Raw genomic sequence first — 16,152 nt, forward strand, 5'->3', positions numbered from 1 at the left:
CGATGCACCGCGTCGAACACGTCATGGGCTTCCCCGTCTCCCTCAGGGTCGACGACGAGCACGTTCCGGAGTCGGCCGGCGACGCGGTCTTCGCGTGGCTGCGCGAGGTCGACGCCCGCTTCAGCCCGTTCAAGCCGGACAGCGAGGTGTCCCGCTACGACCGGCGCGAGCTGGGGTCGCACCAGCTCAGCGACGACCTCGTCGAGATCCTCGACCTGTGCGAGCACTACCGGACCGCGACCGGCGGCGCCTTCGACGTACGTCTGCCCGGCCGGCGCCTCGACCCCTGCGCAGTGGTCAAGGGATGGTCGGTGCAGCGGGCGGCGGAGCTGCTGAAGGCGGCCGGCGCGAAGAGGTTCGTCCTGAACGCCGGCGGTGACGTGGCCGCCGCCGGCGGACCCTGGCGGGTCGGCGTACGGCACCCCGAGCACGCCGACAAGCTCTGCACCGTCCTCGAACTCACCGACGGGGCGGTGGCGACCTCAGCGCGCTACGAACGCGGCGACCACATCATCGACGGCCGCACCGGCCTCCCGGCGGCCGGGCTCCTCAGCCTGACCGTCGTGGCCGCCACCCTGACCGAGGCGGACTCGGTCGCGACGGCGGCCTTCGCGATGGGCGTGAAGGGCGTCGAGTGGGCCGCCACGCTGCCGGGCTGCGAGGTGTTCGCCGTGGACGCCGGGGGGCATGTGCTGCGAACGGAGGGGTTTCCGGTCGCCGGGGGATCCGCGAGGGCTGCCTGACTCCCCCAGCCCGACTTCTGTCGAGCGGGGCGACACCTCCATCGCAGCGGGGCCCGCGCCCCTTCAAGGGCGCTGCCGAACCGCAGAAAAGGGCGGGCGCCGTCCGGGGATTCCGGCGGTCCGCCCGCGCTTGGGCAGAGGGTGAGAATCGGGGAACTCACAGGTCGGCCACAGTCCGGGGACGAACGGATTCCGCCAAGCTCTGGTCGTGGCCCCGAAACTCTGGCGGTCTAGACTCTGCCTCCAACGGCCCGCGACCGAGGCCCCAGTGCGGCCCCAGTGCGGTCGGCCTCTGCCACACCCGAAGGGTATTCGGCGTTTTGATACGGATAGATTCAGTCACCAAGCGGTACCCCGACGGTACGGTCGCGGTCGACAACCTCTCCCTGGAGATACCCGACCGCTCGATCACCGTCTTCGTCGGTCCGTCGGGCTGCGGCAAGACGACGACGCTGCGCATGATCAACCGGATGATCGAGCCGAGCGAGGGCACGATCACCCTCGACGGCAAGGACGTCACCCAGCAGCCGGTCAACACGTTGCGCCGGTCCATGGGTTACGTCATCCAGAACGCCGGTCTCTTCCAGCACCGCACGATCATCGACAACATCGCGACCGTGCCCCGCCTGCTCGGCTGGAACAAGGACAAGGCGCGGTCGAGGGCGCGGGAGTTGATGGAGCGGGTCGGGCTCGACGGCGCGCTCGCCAAGCGGTACCCGTACCAGCTCTCCGGCGGCCAGCAGCAGCGCGTCGGTGTCGCGCGGGCGCTCGCCGCGGATCCGCCGGTCCTGCTGATGGACGAGCCGTTCTCCGCCGTCGACCCCGTGGTGCGCAAGGGGCTCCAGGACGAACTCCTGCGAATACAGGACGAGTTGGGCAAGACCATCGTCTTCGTCACGCACGACATCGACGAGGCGGTGAAGATCGGCACAATGGTCGCCGTGATGCGCACCGGCGGTCACCTCGCCCAGTTCGCGCCGCCCGCCGAGCTGCTGTCCGACCCGGCGGACGACTTCGTGGAGGACTTCCTCGGCGCGGACCGCGGCATCCGGCGGCTCTCCTTCTTCTCCTCCGCGGGCCTCGGCCTGCTCACCACCCCGATCGTGGCCGTCGACGCGACCGCCGAGCAGATCGCCGAACGCAGCGCGAACGACGTGCCCTACCTGCTCGTCACCGACGTGGCCGGCAAGCCGCTCGGCTGGAGCGAGCCTGCGGCGCTGACCTCGGGCGCCGTCGACCCCGCGCGACTGCTGCCCTTCGGACGGCCGTTCCGGCAGGGCGAGGAGTCGCTGCGCGCCGCTCTCGACTGCGCCGTGCTCTCGCCCACCGGGTGGGCCGTCGCGGTGGGCGCCGACGGCCGGGTCGCCGGTGTCGTCTCGCAGCAGACCATCGGCGAGGCGATCCGCACGGCCCACGCCCAGGGCCGCGCAGACGAGAGGGCCGCCGGATGAACGGCGGCTTCTTCCACATCCCGAGCGACCTGCAGAACACGTACTGGGGCCTGGTCGCACTGCATCTGCGCCTGGCCCTGGTCCCGGTCGTGTGCGGGCTTCTGGCGGCGCTGCCCATCGCCCAGTTGTGCGTGCGGCTGCGCTGGCTGTACCCGCCCGTGCTGTGGGTGACGACGATCCTGTACGCGGTCCCCTCGCTGGCGTTCTTCGTCGTCCTCATCGACTACACCGGCCAGAGCGAGCTGACCGTGATGATCCCGCTGGGCGTCTACAGCCTCGTGGTGTTCGTCCCGGCGATCGTCGACGGTGTCCGGTCCGTGCCGCAGGAGACGCTCGACGCGGCGACCGCCATGGGCCTCGGCCCCGTACGCCGGTACTTCCAGGTCCAGTTGCCGATCGCGGCACCCGCGATCATCGCCGGGCTCCGGGTCGCGACCGTCTCCAGCATCTCCCTCGTCAGCGTCGGCATGCTGATCGGCAATCAGGGCGGACTCGGCAACCTCCTCAACGACGGCATGATCTACCACCAGCCGCGCCTGGTCTGGCTCTCGGTGATCGGCTCGGCCGTCCTCGCGATCCTCGCGGACGCCCTGCTGGTCCTCGTCCGGGTGCTGGTGACGCCCTGGATGCCGCGCGGCAGCCGCAAGGCCCGCCCCGTCGACGAGCCCGAGGCACGGCCCGTACCGGCCGCCGCCGCACTGGAGGACGCAGTCCGATGAACGTACTCCACTTCATCAACGCCTTCTTCAGCGAGAACGCCCACTGGCACGGCTACGACGGCATCCCCACCCGGCTGCGCGAACACGTCCAGTACTCGCTGATCGCGCTCGCCATCGCCGCCGCCATCGGCCTGCCGGTCGGCCTGCTCACGGGTCACACCGGACGTGGCGGCAACACCGTGGCCTTCGTCGCCACCGCGGGGCGCGCCCTGCCCAGCTTCGGCCTGCTGGTGCTGATGTTCGTGCTGCTCGGGCTCGGTCTGACCCCGGTGATGATCCCGCTGGTCGTCCTCGCCGTCCCGCCGATCCTCGTCACCACCTACGAGGCGGTGCGCACCGTCGACCCGTCCCCGGTGGACGCGGCCCGGGGCATGGGCATGGCCGAGTCGAGGGTCCTCTTCCAGGTCGAACTGCCGGTCGCGCTCCCGCTGATCCTCAGCGGCCTGCGCTCGGCAGCCATCCAGATCGTCTCGACGGCCACCATCGCCGCGTACGTCTCGCTCGGCGGGCTCGGCCGGTACATCGTCGACGGCCTCTACCAGCGCAACTACGAGAAGGTGGTGGGCGGAGCGACCCTGGTGGCCGTCCTCGCCCTGGTGACGCTCGGCTTCTTCTGGGCGGTGGCGCGGTTCACTGTGTCGCCGGGGGTGCGCCGGGGCAACTGACCCCTCCGAAGGCCGCGGGCCCGGGGCGGATCCTCCATCCGCCCCGGGCCCGCTCGCATGCCGGCCGGCCTCAGCTCTCCGTGCGGGCCAGAGCCAGTTCCAGTACGACGAGCAGGGCGTCCCGCACCGAGCCGCGCTCCCGGGCGTCGAACACGATCAGCGGGACGCGCTCGGCGACGTCGAGCGCCCAGCGGACCTCGTCGAGGGCGTGCTCGACCTTCCCGTCGAAGGCGTTGACGGCGACGGCGAACGGGATCTGCCGGTGCTCGAAGTAGTCGACGGCGGCGTAGCAGTCGTCGAGGCGGCGGGTGTCCACGATGACGAGGCCGCCGACCGCGCCCTCCACGATGTCGTCCCACATGAACCCGAACCGCTCCTGGCCGGGCGTGCCGAACAGGTACAGCTTCAGGGTCGGGTCGATGGTGATGCAGCCGAAGTCCATCGCCACGGTGGTCGTGGTCTTGCGCGGGGTGTGGCTGAGGTCGTCCACGCCCGCCGCGACCTCCGTGATGGCGGCCTCGGTGGTCAGCGGCTCGATCTCGGAGATCGAGCCGACGGTGGTGGTCTTGCCCACGCCGAAACCGCCCGCGATCACCATCTTGACCGGCAGCGGCGGTGGTACGACGGCCACCGGGGCGGCCGTGGGGGTCCCTCCCGCGCGCCTCGGCTCGCGCGTGGGCGAGGCGCCGGCCGGTTCAGTCGGAGTCACGCAGTACCCCTTGGGAGTCGGGGATGGCGCGCAGGGCCTCGATCACCCTGCGCAGGACGGAGGCGTCGTGCGTGACGCCGGAATCGGGCACGTGCACCGCCAGATGCCCGGTGGCGCGCAGGTCCTCGGCGAGGACCCGTACGACGTTGAGATGGAGCCGCAGCCGGGCCGCGAGTTCCGCGATGGACTGCGGCTGCCTGCAGGCGGCGACGATGTCGTGGTGCTCGAAGGCGAGCTCGTCGAGCACGGCGAGACCATCGGCGGTGGCCACCACCTGGGTCTCGACCGGCACCGGCCGGCCGGACGCCGTCGGTGCCACCCGGCCGGCGGTGACCAGGAAGGGCCGTACGGCGGGGGCGGGACCGACCGGGTCCGGGCCCGGAGGTGGGGTGCCGTCCGCCATGGGTTACGTCTTCCTCCTCGACCGGGCCTGACAGCGGCGACCGGTCAGCGTGCCGACGCCGCGCCGACGCTGTTCTTGAGCTGGAGCACGAGCTGGGGGTTGAGCGCGCTGCCGGCCCGGTTGGCGAACAGCGTCATCTCGTAGGCGATGTTGCCGAGCTTCGCCTCCTTGTCGGCGACCACGCCGAGGACCGCGCCGCTGCCGATCGCGGAGACGATGACATGTCCGCCCTCAAGGTCGATGATGACCTTGTTGAGCCCGCCGAGGCCGTAGTTGCCGGATGCTCCGGCGGCCAGGCTGGTGATCCCGGAGACGATCGCGGCAAGGCGCTCCGAGTGGGCGCGCTCGTGCAGTTCCGCCACGGCGATGAGCAGCCCGTCGGAGGAGACCGCGATGGCGTCCACGACGCCGGCGGTCTCCGTGGCGAAACGGTTGAGCAGCCAGTTGAAGTCGGCTGCAGCGGCCTGCAGTTCGGCCGGCGTGGTGGCTCCCCTGGGGGGAGTGTCACTTGTCGACGTGCTCACTGCTCGGCTCCTTCCGGGAGGTGGTTCTGGTCATGCGGGTCATTGGTCGCGGGCCGGTGGCCGGCACCGCTGTCGCGGTGTGCCCGCTCCACGGCCGCCTCGAACTCGTCCAGCGCGTCCCGCACGGCAGCAGCGTCGGCGAGCCGCGGGGCCTGCCGTGCCGCCTGCTGGCCGGCGTCGACGGTCGTACGGAGCGTGGCACCGCGGACGCGGCGGCGCAGAGGTCGGGGGGAGTCGTCTCCGGGGGGAGCCGGAGCGGTCCCGGCCTGGGCGGACGGCGTTGTCGCACCTGGCCGGACCTGGGAAGACGATACCGGTTCGGCAAGCCCGTTCTGCCCGGCGGGGGCTGAATCGCCGGACCGACCGTGACTCGGACCCGCGGCGGCCTCGGCACGAGCTTGCGGCACGAAGGGGGTCGCCCCGGCCCCTGACACCCCACCGAAGCCGGCACCCGCGACGGCGCCGGGGGTTTCCGGGGTCGGGCCCGCGGCGGCATCGGCCGTTGTCGGTGTCCGGCGCGCGGTGGTGCCGCGGGCTTCCGGGGCCGGGCCCGTGGTGGTGCCGGCGCGTGCCGGCGCCGGGTCCGGTGTCGCGACGGGGGTTGTCGCGTCCGTGCTCGTGGCCGGGCCCGTGGATGGTGGGTCCGCGGGGGTCTCCCGGCGGGGCACCCGGCGCGGGAGCGGGCTGGGCCGGCCGTCGAGGCCGGTGTCGTGCGGCCACCCGGTGGCCTCCTCGCCGGTGGCGGACGGCCGGGGCCCGGAGACGGGCCCGGTCAGCGGCGAAGCACCAAAACGGTCGGCGCCGGCACCCCAACTTGCCGCCTTCCGCCCCGTGGAACCGGCGGGCTCGGCGAGGTCGGCCGGGTTGTCGTACGCGCCCGCCGAGAACGCGAAGCCGGCCGAGCCGTCCGCACCTCCCGCGGGACCCGTCGGGCCGGGAAGCTCGGAGCGCCTCCCGGCCGCGGGGCCGGCGGAGACGGCCATCGGGCTCATCGCCAGCAGCAGCGACGACGGCACCGTCACCTCCGCCGTCATACCGCCGCCCGGCGTGCGGGACAGTTCGACGGCGATGTCCCAGCGGCGCGCAAGGCTGCCGACCACGAACAGGCCGAGCACCTTCGTCGGCACCACGTCCAGCCGCTCGCGGCGGATCAGTCGCGCGTTCTCCTCGGCGAGCCGCTCGGGGCTCATGCCCAGGCCGTGGTCGGAGACCACGATGGACGCGCCGCCGGCATGCATCGTGTCCGCGCCGGAGGTGTCGCGCACGTACACCTCGACCGGGCTGCCCTCGGGCGAGAACGACACGGCGTTCTCCAGGAGCTCGGCCACCATCAGCGTCAGGTCGCCGATGATGTCGGGCTCCACCATGACCTCGGTGCGGGCGTGCAGCCGCACCCGCTGGAAGCCCTCGATCTGGCCGAGCGCGGCGCGTACGACGTTGGTGAGGGCCGTGGGGCCGGAGTCGAGGACCGTCTCGCGGATGCCGGCGAGCAGCATCAGACTGTCGGCGTTGCGGCGCAGACGGACGGCGATGTGGTCGATCGAGTAGAGGCGCTCCAGCAGCGCGGGGTCGGTCTCGCCGCGCTCCACCGCGTCGATCAACGCGAGTTGACGGGCCGTCAGGTTGCTGACGCGGCGGCCGACGTTGCCGAACATCTCGGCGATGTTGCGGCGGCTGAGCACCTGCCGCTCCAGCAGGGCGACCGCGGTGGTCTGCACCCGGTTGATCACCTCGGCCAGCTCGCCGATCTCGTCGCGCGCGGTGACCGGCATCTCGCGCAGCTTCGGCGCGCTGTCGTCCTCGGCGTCGTCGTCGGCCACCCGCGCCAGCTCGCGCCCCGCCACGTCGGCGACCTCCTGGGCGGCGCCGGTGAGCGCCTGCACCGGCCGCACGACCGAGCGGCGCACCAGCACCGAGAAGGCGAGCCAGAGGACGAACCCGAGCAGGGCCGCGGCCAGCAGCAGGCCCGCGCGCCACCAGGCGCTCGTCGACGCGCTGTCGGCACCGTCGGCGATCTGGTGGATGAGCGACGAGGTGATCTTCAGCCGGCTCTCCGCCTGCTGCGGATAGGCGGGGTAGTCGTTCAGAGCCTGCTGGAAGGCGGCCTTGATCTCCGCCGGCGTGGTCGCCTGCAGGGTGCTGGGAGCGACCTGGAGCTCGGCGTAGGCCTCGGTGATGGCCCGCTGGTAGCTGGTGTGCTCGATGCCGGCGAGTTCGTCTGCCTGCTGCTCGGTGCCGAAGCGGGCGAAGCGCTCGGACTGGCTCATGTAGAGCTGGTACGCGCCCACGGCGGTGGTGAACTCGATCAGCGCGTTGGTGTCGCCGGTCGTCGCGGAGAACACGCCGGTCTCGAAGGAGCCGTGCGCGGCGTCGGCGCGCAGCAGGGAGTCCAGCAGGTTGCCGGTGAAGGTGGCGGCCAGCTCCGCGTTGCGGTCCAGGCCGAGACCGTCGATCACGGTCCTGGTGGCGTTGTCGTAGGCGGGGTCGATGTTGGTCGCGGGCAGATAGCTCTGCTCGACCGTCCCGCGCAGGCTGGTGAGGCCCTCGACCTCCTTCAGCGCCTGCGCCTCGCCGTCCGGCAGGGCGTCGCCGAAGGCGTCGCGCACCTTCGCGATCCGCGCGTCGACCGCGTCCTGGGACTTGCGGTAGGCGGAGAGGGTGGACCTGACACCGCGGCCTCCGGCCTCGTAGCGCACGGAGAGCAGGACCGCCAGCTGGTGCTCGCTCTCCACCTCGTTGACCAGCGACGCCACCTGCTCGCTGTTGCGCACCAGGTCAGCCGCGGACGCCGCGTCCCGCGCCTGGCCCACCTGGTCGGCGATGAGGTAGGAGAGCAGCGTGGCCACGACGGCCAGGGGTACGCCGACCAGGAGGTTCAGCTTGCGCCGGAAGGGCCATCGGTCGGCGAAGCCTCGTATGCCACCCCTGAGTGGCGACGGGGCCGGCCGGGCCGGCGCGTCCACCTCGGTCGTGGACACCGGGCCTCCTTCATGGGGGGTCTCATCGCGCGCGAGCACGCGGATGACCGATTCTGATCGCTGAAAACGGTGGCGCGATGACACCGAGCGGCCCCCGTGTACCGCTATGACCGACGTCAACTGCGGTGAGACTACCGCCTCATTGAACGATCAAGCACGTCGCCCTGCGTCAAGAATCCGTTACAAAGCGACCCCGGATCCGTTCCCTTCTGTTCACACTGAATTCACAACTGATCACGCATTGAGGCCAATTGGTGACCCGGCTGCTCTTGACTGAATAAGAACGCGCTGGATTGGATCAGTGTCAGAGATTGCTTCTCATCTGTCCCCAGAGTCCGGAACGGGAATCGTGACTTCCAAAGCCCCACGCCCCAGGTCCATCAGGAGCTATTCCGCGGCGGCCGTCGCGCTCGTCGCGACCACGGCCCTGCTGGCGGGATGTGGCTCCTCCGACGGCAACAAGTCCTCCGACCCGCTCCAGGGAGGGAAGTCCGACGGCAAGACCGTGGTCGTCGGATCGAACAACTTCGCCGAGAGCATCCTGATCGCCGACATCTACGGCGAGGCCCTGAAGGCCAAGGGAGTCAAGGTCACCTACAAGCCGAACATCGGCAGCCGCGAGACCACGTACGGGCTGCTGAAGAACGGCTCCATCACCGTGCTGCCCGAGTACAACGGCGCGCTGCTGGCCTACCTCGACCCCAAGTCGACGCCGAAGACGGTCGAGGCCACGACGGCCGCGATCGAGGCCAAGCTGGACTCCAAGCTGACGCTCCTCGACCCCGCGTCCGCGCAGAACAAGGACTCGGTCACGCTGAACAAGGCCACGGCCGACAAGTACAAGCTGACCGCCCAGTCCAGCATCGCGGACCTCAAGGACATCGCGAAGGACCTGACCATAGGCGCCTCGCCGGAGTTCCAGACCCGGCAGCAGGGCCTGGTGGGCCTGAAGTCCGTGTACGGCCTGGACTTCGAGAGCTTCAAGCCGCTGGACGCGGGCGGTCCGCTGACCCAGGCGGCGCTGACGAAGAACACCGTGCAGGCCGCGGACCTCTTCACCACCGACCCGACCATCCTCAAGGAGAAGCACGTCGTCCTCCAGGACCCGAAGAACCTCTTCGGCTTCGAGAACGTGCAGCCGCTGGTCTACAAGAGCGGTCTGTCCTCGGAGGGCGTCGCCGCACTGAACGCGGTCTCCGCCAAGCTCGACACCAAGGCCATGCAGGACCTGGACTCCCAGGTGCAGCTGGAGAGCAAGGACCCGCTGGACGTCGCCAAGGCCTGGCTGAAGACGGTGGGCCTCGGCTGATCCGACGTCCCTGGACGATCTCCGGCACACCGGCGCGGGTGCCCCCTCCGTGAGAGGGGGCACCCGCGCCGTCGTTGCCCTGCTCGGTGTCAGGAACCGGTTCAGCCCTGCTGGGCTGCGATCAACTGGTCGATCAGAGCGATCAGCACGTCCCGCGACGACTCCCGCTCGCGCGCGTCGCACAGCAGGACCTGGACGTGGTCCGGGAGGGCGAGGGCCTCGCGGATCTCGTCGGGCGGGTAGGGATGGTCGCCGTAGAAGCCGTTGACGCCGACGACGAAGGGGATGCCCCGGCGTTCGAAGAAGTCGATGGCCGCGAAGCTGGTGTCCGGGCGGCGCACGTCGATGAGGACGACCGCGCCGAGGGCGCCCAGGGCGAGGTCGTTCCACATGAACCAGAACCGCTGCTGGCCGGGGGTGCCGAAGAGATAGAGGACCAGGTCGCGGCTGACGGTGATGCGGCCGAAGTCCAGGGCCACGGTGGTGGCCTGCTTCTCCTCGATGCCGTCGACGTCGTCGACGCCGAGGCCGGCCGCGGTCAGGCGTTCCTCCGTGCGCAGCGGGGCGATTTCGCTGACCGAGCCGACCATGGTGGTCTTGCCGACGCCGAAGCCCCCGGCGATGAGTATCTTCACCGTGTCGGGCGCCGCCCGGGTGATGGCGTCAGAGCCGGTCAAGGCCGTCCCTCACTTTCTGCAGCAGGTCCGGATCCGGATTGCAGGAGACGGGGTGCGGAGGGCGGGCGGTGATGCGGCCCGTCTCCAGGAGATCGCAGAGCATGATCACCACCACGCTCACCGGCAGGTCCAGCAGCGCGGCGAGTTCCGCGACGGCGATCGGCTCGCCGCAGCGGCGCAGGATGCGCTGGTGCTCAGGCTGCGGGCGGGTGGCCGAGGTCGGCGGCGGGTCCACCGCGGTCACCGTCGTGATGAGCGTGAAGTCGGCGCGGCTGGGCCGGGTACGTCCGCCGGTCAGTGCGAACAGTCGTACAAGACGGCCTGCCGTGTCGCCAGAGCTCACCTCACGCGCCGGACTCGGCGGTCGGGCCGAGGCCCGCCCGCGGCGCCGCGCTGAGGTGCTCGCCGATCTTCTTCACCAGCATGTTCATCTGGTACGCCACCACGCCCACGTCCGCGCCCTGGCTGGTGAGGACGACAAGGTGGGCGCCCGGGCCGGCCGAGGTCAGTATCAGATAGCCGTGCGCCATCTCGATCAGCGCCTGGCGCACCGGGCCGCCGCGGAAGTCCATGCTGACGCCCTTGCTCAGGCTCATCAGCCCCGACGCGGTAGCCGCCAGCCGCTCGGCGTCGTCGCGCAGGAACCCGGTGGACCTGCTGACGACCAGTCCGTCCTCGGAGAGCACGACGGCGTGGTTCACCTCGGCGACCCGCTCGACGAGTCCGGTCAGCAGCTGGTCGAGCTGGGTGTGGGTGGCGGGGATGGGGCGTGTCATGGCGGTGTTCCTTCGTCAGCGGTCGGCGGGCGGTGTCGAGGACGGGGGTCCCCCCGCTCTGGCGCGGTCGAGAGCGGGGGAGGTGGTGCCTTCGGTGGGGAGGTGCGCATCCGGTTCCCGAGACACGGGTGCTTCCTCCTGGTCGTTCTGCTTCTCCGCGTCGTCGTCCCGCGCCCGGAGCGTGCCCCGCTGGAAACCGGCGAGCGAGGCCGCGGCCCGTTCCGCGGTGAACTCCTCGGCGTGGCCGTTGTGTTCGTCACCGGCGGGTTCCTCGCGCAGTTCGACGGCCAGACTGGTCTGGGGCACGCGGCGCGGGAGCGGGGCGACACCTTCGCGCCGGGCCGAGGACGCGAGGGTGGGAGCGGGAGCGGGGACGGTGCGGGCGGGGGCGGCTGGGCCCGGCTCCCGCACGGGCTCCGCGGGCTGCTCCCCGGTGGCCGGCTCCGCCGCAGCGGAGGAGTCGCCGGCCGCCGGCGACTCCCGTACGACGATCTCGTGCGGGAGCAGCACGATCGCCGTCGTGCCGCCGTACGGCGACGGGCGCAGTGTGACCGCGATGCCGTGCCGGGTGGCGAGGCGGGCGATCACGAACATGCCGAGCCTGAGGTCGTCGGCCAGCGCCACCACGTCGAACTGCGGCTCCACCGCCAACTGGGCGTTGAAGGAGGCGTAGTCCTCCTCGGACATGCCGAGACCGCGGTCCTCGACCTCCACGGCCAGGCCCTTGGCCACCAGTGCGGCGCGCACCGCGACGGGGGCAGGCGCGGGCGAGTACACGGTCGCGTTGTCGATCAGCTCGGCCAGCAGGTGGATCACGTCGGCCACCGCGGGCGGCGCCACATACACGTCCTCGTCGGTGTGCACCTCGACCCGCTGGTACTCGGCGACCTCGCCGACGGCGCTGCGCAGGATGTCGACCAGCGCGACCGGCTCACGCCAGCTGCGCCTGGGCTGCTCGCCGCTGATGATGACCAGGTTCTCCTCGTAGCGGCGCAACTGGCTGGCCGTGGAGTCCAGTTCGTACAGGCCGCTCAGGACGTCCGGGTCGGAGTGCCGGCGCTCCAGCGCGTCGAGCTTGGTGAGCTGCAGGTTGATCAGGTTCTGGCTCTGCCGGGCGATGCCCAGGATGACCTTCTGGAAACCGCGCCGGGTGTCGGCGAGTTCGACCGCGGTGTGCACCGCCGTGCGCTGCGCCTTGTTGAACGCCCGTGCCACCTGCCCGAGTTCGTCACCGCCGTAGTCCAGCGGCGGGGCCGCGAGGTCCGCGTCGACCGTCTCGCCCCGGTCGAGGCGGGCCACGACGTCCGGCAGCCGTTCCTCGGCCAGGCTCAGGGTGGCCTCCCTGAGGCCGCGCAGCCGCCGGGACAGGGAGCGGGTGATCCGCCAGGACATGCCCACGCACAGCAGCAGGGCGATCAGCCCGCCCGCGCTGAGCGAGGCGGCGGTGAGCAGCAGGTTGTCGGCCTTGTCGGCGCTGTCGTCGAGCAGAGCGGACGTCTGGCCGTCGATCAGCCGCGCGTACTGGTCGCCGACCTTGTCGAACGCGGCGGCCCACGCCCTGCGCCTCTGCGCGTCGGGCAGCGCGACCCTGCCGTCGGTGGCTGACGGCCGGCCAGCGAGCACCTGGTCCTCGATGCCCTGCAGGGTCTGCCACTCCGGGCTCTGCAGAATCCGCGCGGTCTGCGTCTTGGCGCTGCCGCTCAGCGCGGGGACGATCTGGTCCTGGACGAGCCAGCGCCGGGTGTCGACCAGCTGGGCGAACGCGCTCCAATCCTTCTCGCCCAGATGCCCGGACGGCCAGGCCATGGTGAGCTGCGCGTCCTCCTGGGAGACCAGCTCCGCCGCGTGCTCCAGGGCGACCAGCGGGCCGGCCTGCGAGGTGAGGTCGCCGTCGTCGACCTGGGAGAGCTCCTGGAAGGCGTGGATCTGGTCGTCGATGATCGAGCTGTACTGGCCCAGCGCCTGCGCGGCGGTGATGTCGGTGGGGTCGTCCACCTGGCCCCGGTAGTACTCCAGGCTGCCGACCGAACCGAGAACGGAGTACAGCCGGTCCGAGATGCGCGCGGGTGCCTTGTTGATCGCGTCGGTCTGTCCGACCAGCTTCGCGACCGCCTTGTCGGTCTCCTCGCGCTGCGCCTGCAGTGCGGCCCGGGAGCCGTGCGGGTCGGCCAGCCAGGCCGCCGACAGAGTGCGCTCCTGCTGCAGCGCGAGCGTCGCGTCGGTGCCCATGGCGCCGGTCGACCGGCTCAGCTGGGTCTGACCGCGCAGTCGTAGCCCCTCGTCGAACATCTGCTTGGTCGTGATGCCCCACATGGTGGCGAGGGTGACGCCGGGCACCAGGGCCAGCAGGATCAGGGAGAGACGTATGGAGCCGAGACGGCGCCGGGCACCTGTCCGTTCAGACATCGTGGTCCTAGGCGATCAGCGGAAGAAAGGGGGAGAACACCGGGGGCGGGAGCGGGGAGAGAAGGGGTGCACAGGATGCTATCCGTACAAGTGACCGCACGCGCCACAGGTCTCCGAATCTTTCGAGACGTCGGTGTACGAACTGTTGTGCCGTGTCCGGGTCAGCGCGTGCCGCGTGCCGCGAACCTGGCCACCGAGGCCACGTTCGTCCTGGTCACGAACGCCGGGCCGGTGAGCACGGGGGACACACCGCCGCCGCTGACGTTGCCGTTGGTCCGGTACAGCCACAGCGCGTCCACCGCGAGATAGCCCTGCAGATACGGCTGTTGATCTACGGCGAACTGCACGTCACCGCTCTCGACCGCTTTCACCAGCTCCTGGTTCAGGTCGAAGGTGGCGACCCGGGCCCTGCTGCCGGACTGTCTCACCGACTTCACCGCGGTCAGCGCGAATTGGGCACCGAGCGTGACCACTTCGTCGATCGTCGGGTCCTGCCGCAGCCTGGCGGTGATGGCGGCGCCGGTCGCGTTCGCGTCGGTGCCCTCGACGTAGAGGTTCTCGGTGCTGCCGTCGAAGGTCTTCTTCACACCGGCGCAGCGGGCCTCCAGGCCGACGTTGCCGCGTTCGTGGATGACGCACAGTGCGTGCTTGGCCCTGAGGCCGTCCAGCTTGTCGCCGACCGCCCGGCCGGCCAGGCTCTCGTCCTCGCCGAAGAACTCCAGGATTCCCTCGGACCGCCAGGAGTCGATGCCCGAGTTGAGGCCGGCCACGGGTATCGCCGCCGCCTTGGCCGCGGCCACCGGACCCTTCATCGCCTGCGGCTTGGCGAGGGTCAGCGCGATGCCGTCGACCTTCTGCCGGACCGCGTCCCGCACCAGCTCGGCCTGCCCCGCCGAGTCGGGGTCGTTGGCATACGTCAGGTCGATTCCGTCCTTCTCGGCGGCCGCCTCGGCGCCTTTGCGCACCAGGTTCCAGAAGGTGTCGCCGTCCGAGGCGTGCGTGACCAGGGCGACCTTGAGACGGCCGCCGCCCGCCCTGCCGACGGTGTCCGCGGTGGAGTCGCTGCCGCCGGATCCGGAGCAGCCGGCCGCGAGCAGACAGACGACCGCGGCCAGGGCGGCGAGGCGCACGCGTCGGCGGGGGAGGGGAGGTGGGGGAGGAGTGTTCATGAGGGTGCGGTACCTCGCTGTGCGGCCGAGCAAGCGGAACGGCGAGAGAGCGGCCCCGAACGACGTCCGGTACTTCGTACAGCGTCCGGGAAAATCTCGCTGGCCGGAGCCAATCGTGTGTGACCGCCGGTAGTCAAGTGATCAGCAACCTTGAGTGAGTTGTCGGTGCCACATCGTGATGATGCCTCCAGCCTGGTCGGCTGGCGGGCGACGCAAACCACTTGAGCCGCAGCGGTCACCGCCGGGCGTCGGCCCGCGTGTGGGAATCGCGATCGCGAGCGGCATCGATGGAGGAAATCCTCCCCCTCGGGGCTGCGGCTGGGGGCCTCAGGTGCTCGTCGCCGCCGGGTTGTGCCTGATGTCGCTGTTCGCGGTGCACCAGCGCAGGGGGCCGCCGTCGGGCGCAGCCCGCTGGTGGAGCCGAGCCTGTTCGCCCACCGGGGCTTCCCGGCCGCGTTGGTGACGTCCACGTCCTTCTTCGCAGCCACCAACGGCCTGATGACGGTCATCGTGCCCCAGCTCCGACTGGGCCTGGACGCAGATGTGTTGACGGCGGGCCTGGCACCGGCTCCCTGGTCGGTGGGCCTGGCGGTCGCGTCCTGGACCGCAGGCGCGTACCTGGTCGGGCGGTACGGGGCACGACTGATGTCCGTAGGCCTCGCGCTGCTGCTGGGTGCCCTGTCCGCGATCGCGGTGTACGGCACGGCGGGCGCGGACTCCGTTCCGACGCTGCTGCTGCCCGCCCTCGCCGTCGTCGGGACTCGGCGTGGGCCTGTTCATCCCGCCTTCTTCACCCTCGCGCTGAAGCCGCTCCAGCCCCAGGAGGCCGGCTCGGCCGCGGGCCTGCTGAACGCGGTCCAGCAGTGGGGCGCCACGCTGAGGGTCGCCGTCCTGGGCAGCGTCTACCTGAGCAGCCCCCGGCCTGACGGCGTGTCATCGGCCCTCCATGCGGCCCGTCCGGCGAGGTGGGCGGCGGTCGCACTGGTGGCGGTCAGCCATGCGGCGAGCCGAGTGATGGGCGGACGCCGGAGGGGCTGATTCTGATCTTTCAGCCCGTCCGGCGGCTGAGGACGAGGCGGTTCGGGCCGAAGCGGGGACCCGGGAGCGCAGCCCAGGAGGGGACCCTGTCAGGTGCGCTGTGTTCGTGCTCCGGCGCCAGTTCGTCGGACCGCCCGGACAGGTGTGCAGCAGACGGTGCGCGGACACCGCGGTGATGCTGACGGTGCATGGAATGCCGCGCAGGAGGAGGGAGTTGCCCGCATCCGAGTCCGTCCGCGTGTGGATGGCCGACATGATCTCCGTACCGCTTCACCCATGACGTGTCCCGACGGCGCACCAGGGCCTGCGCCACGTCCTGTGCGGACCCCGCCGCCACGGTGAGCCGGACGAGCCACTGCGTTCGCCCCGCCCGATCCGGGTCCGGCAGTCCCACGACCCGCGACGACGCCCCCGTACGCAGCCGCCGGTACGTCGGGCGACCGTCTGCGGCGAGACGTCGAGCGCGGTGGCGATCCGGCTGAAGGGCGCGGGCCCGTCGATGTGCGGCGCGTGGATCAGCGCGCGGTCCAGGTCGTCCGGCATGGACGCATGCTTCAGCTTCTTCCCGTGGCCCGGACCGGCGCC

The 16,152-nt window shown here is 71.2% G+C and carries 16 protein-coding genes; 6 read left to right on the forward strand and 10 right to left on the reverse strand.

All coding sequences use genetic code 11. The features are described 5' to 3' along the window. Nucleotides 1-2: 2 nt before the first annotated feature. The 4 genes from OOK07_RS33850 to OOK07_RS33865 all read left to right on the forward strand — a co-directional run bounded on the left by OOK07_RS33850 (nt 3) and on the right by OOK07_RS33865 (nt 3,578). Complete coding sequence (locus OOK07_RS33850) at nt 3-743, forward strand: FAD:protein FMN transferase (RefSeq protein ID WP_266800258.1); 741 nt, start codon at nt 3-5, stop codon at nt 741-743. A gap of 320 nt (nt 744-1,063) precedes the next feature. Continuing rightward, complete coding sequence (locus tag OOK07_RS33855; RefSeq protein ID WP_266800260.1) at nt 1,064-2,194, forward strand: ABC transporter ATP-binding protein; 1,131 nt, start codon at nt 1,064-1,066, stop codon at nt 2,192-2,194. Beyond that, a complete protein-coding gene (locus tag OOK07_RS33860; RefSeq protein ID WP_266685626.1) occupies nt 2,191-2,913 on the forward strand; it encodes an ABC transporter permease in 723 nt (240 codons plus the stop codon). Before OOK07_RS33855 ends, OOK07_RS33860 begins: the two co-directional genes overlap by 4 nt. Beyond that, entirely contained in the window at nt 2,910-3,578 is a 669-nt protein-coding gene (locus OOK07_RS33865; protein ID WP_266523097.1) for an ABC transporter permease, read from the forward strand. Before OOK07_RS33860 ends, OOK07_RS33865 begins: the two co-directional genes overlap by 4 nt. 70 nt (nt 3,579-3,648) lie before the next feature. On the opposite strand, the gene OOK07_RS33870 is transcribed toward OOK07_RS33865, so the two are convergent. From OOK07_RS33870 to OOK07_RS33885, 4 genes are read right to left on the reverse strand one after another with little or no spacing between them, the layout of a single operon-like run. Continuing rightward, entirely contained in the window at nt 3,649-4,287 is a 639-nt protein-coding gene (locus tag OOK07_RS33870) for a GTP-binding protein (RefSeq protein WP_405670520.1), read from the reverse strand. Then, nucleotides 4,274-4,690 (reverse strand): DUF742 domain-containing protein, encoded by a 417-nt coding sequence (locus tag OOK07_RS33875; protein ID WP_266685627.1) that lies wholly within the window; start codon nt 4,688-4,690, stop codon nt 4,274-4,276. The genes OOK07_RS33870 and OOK07_RS33875 overlap by 14 nt, the downstream gene beginning before the upstream one ends. Nucleotides 4,691-4,734: 44 nt before the next feature. Further along, nucleotides 4,735-5,214 (reverse strand): roadblock/LC7 domain-containing protein, encoded by a 480-nt coding sequence (locus tag OOK07_RS33880; RefSeq protein ID WP_266685628.1) that lies wholly within the window; start codon nt 5,212-5,214, stop codon nt 4,735-4,737. Further along, nucleotides 5,211-8,192, reverse strand: coding sequence for an ATP-binding protein (locus OOK07_RS33885; RefSeq protein WP_266800262.1), 2,982 nt, complete (start codon nt 8,190-8,192; stop codon nt 5,211-5,213). Before OOK07_RS33885 ends, OOK07_RS33880 begins: the two co-directional genes overlap by 4 nt. Nucleotides 8,193-8,541: 349 nt before the next feature. On the opposite strand from OOK07_RS33885, the gene OOK07_RS33890 reads away from it, so the two are divergent. Continuing rightward, on the forward strand, nt 8,542-9,501 hold the full coding sequence (locus OOK07_RS33890; protein WP_266800263.1) for an ABC transporter substrate-binding protein: 960 nt from the start codon (nt 8,542-8,544) through the stop codon (nt 9,499-9,501). A gap of 101 nt (nt 9,502-9,602) precedes the next feature. On the opposite strand, the gene OOK07_RS33895 is transcribed toward OOK07_RS33890, so the two are convergent. The 5 genes from OOK07_RS33895 to OOK07_RS33915 all read right to left on the reverse strand — a co-directional run bounded on the left by OOK07_RS33895 (nt 9,603) and on the right by OOK07_RS33915 (nt 14,529). Then, nucleotides 9,603-10,178: a GTP-binding protein gene (locus tag OOK07_RS33895; RefSeq protein WP_266685631.1), complete on the reverse strand. Its 576-nt coding sequence runs from the start codon at nt 10,176-10,178 to the stop codon at nt 9,603-9,605. Then, entirely contained in the window at nt 10,165-10,521 is a 357-nt protein-coding gene (locus OOK07_RS33900) for a DUF742 domain-containing protein (RefSeq protein ID WP_266685632.1), read from the reverse strand. Before OOK07_RS33900 ends, OOK07_RS33895 begins: the two co-directional genes overlap by 14 nt. A gap of 1 nt (nt 10,522) precedes the next feature. Next, nucleotides 10,523-10,954 carry a roadblock/LC7 domain-containing protein gene (locus tag OOK07_RS33905; protein ID WP_266685633.1) on the reverse strand — a complete coding sequence of 144 codons (432 nt, stop codon included), beginning with the start codon at nt 10,952-10,954 and terminating at the stop codon, nt 10,523-10,525. A gap of 15 nt (nt 10,955-10,969) precedes the next feature. Continuing rightward, nucleotides 10,970-13,360, reverse strand: a complete 2,391-nt coding sequence (locus tag OOK07_RS33910; protein WP_266800265.1) for a sensor histidine kinase — start codon at nt 13,358-13,360, stop codon at nt 10,970-10,972. Nucleotides 13,361-13,521: 161 nt separating this feature from the next. Then, nucleotides 13,522-14,529, reverse strand: coding sequence for a substrate-binding domain-containing protein (locus OOK07_RS33915; RefSeq protein WP_266800267.1), 1,008 nt, complete (start codon nt 14,527-14,529; stop codon nt 13,522-13,524). Between the two features lie 414 nt (nt 14,530-14,943). Here OOK07_RS33915 and OOK07_RS33920 point away from each other — a divergent pair, with 414 nt between their 5' ends. Then, entirely contained in the window at nt 14,944-15,567 is a 624-nt protein-coding gene (locus OOK07_RS33920; protein WP_266800269.1) for an MFS transporter, read from the forward strand. Between the two features lie 270 nt (nt 15,568-15,837). On the opposite strand, the gene OOK07_RS33925 is transcribed toward OOK07_RS33920, so the two are convergent. Beyond that, nucleotides 15,838-16,110 carry an Lrp/AsnC family transcriptional regulator gene (locus tag OOK07_RS33925; protein ID WP_266800271.1) on the reverse strand — a complete coding sequence of 91 codons (273 nt, stop codon included), beginning with the start codon at nt 16,108-16,110 and terminating at the stop codon, nt 15,838-15,840. Nucleotides 16,111-16,152: the final 42 nt, after the last annotated feature.

This window comes from Streptomyces sp. NBC_00078 (genome assembly GCF_026343335.1).
Lineage (GTDB): Bacteria > Actinomycetota > Actinomycetes > Streptomycetales > Streptomycetaceae > Streptomyces.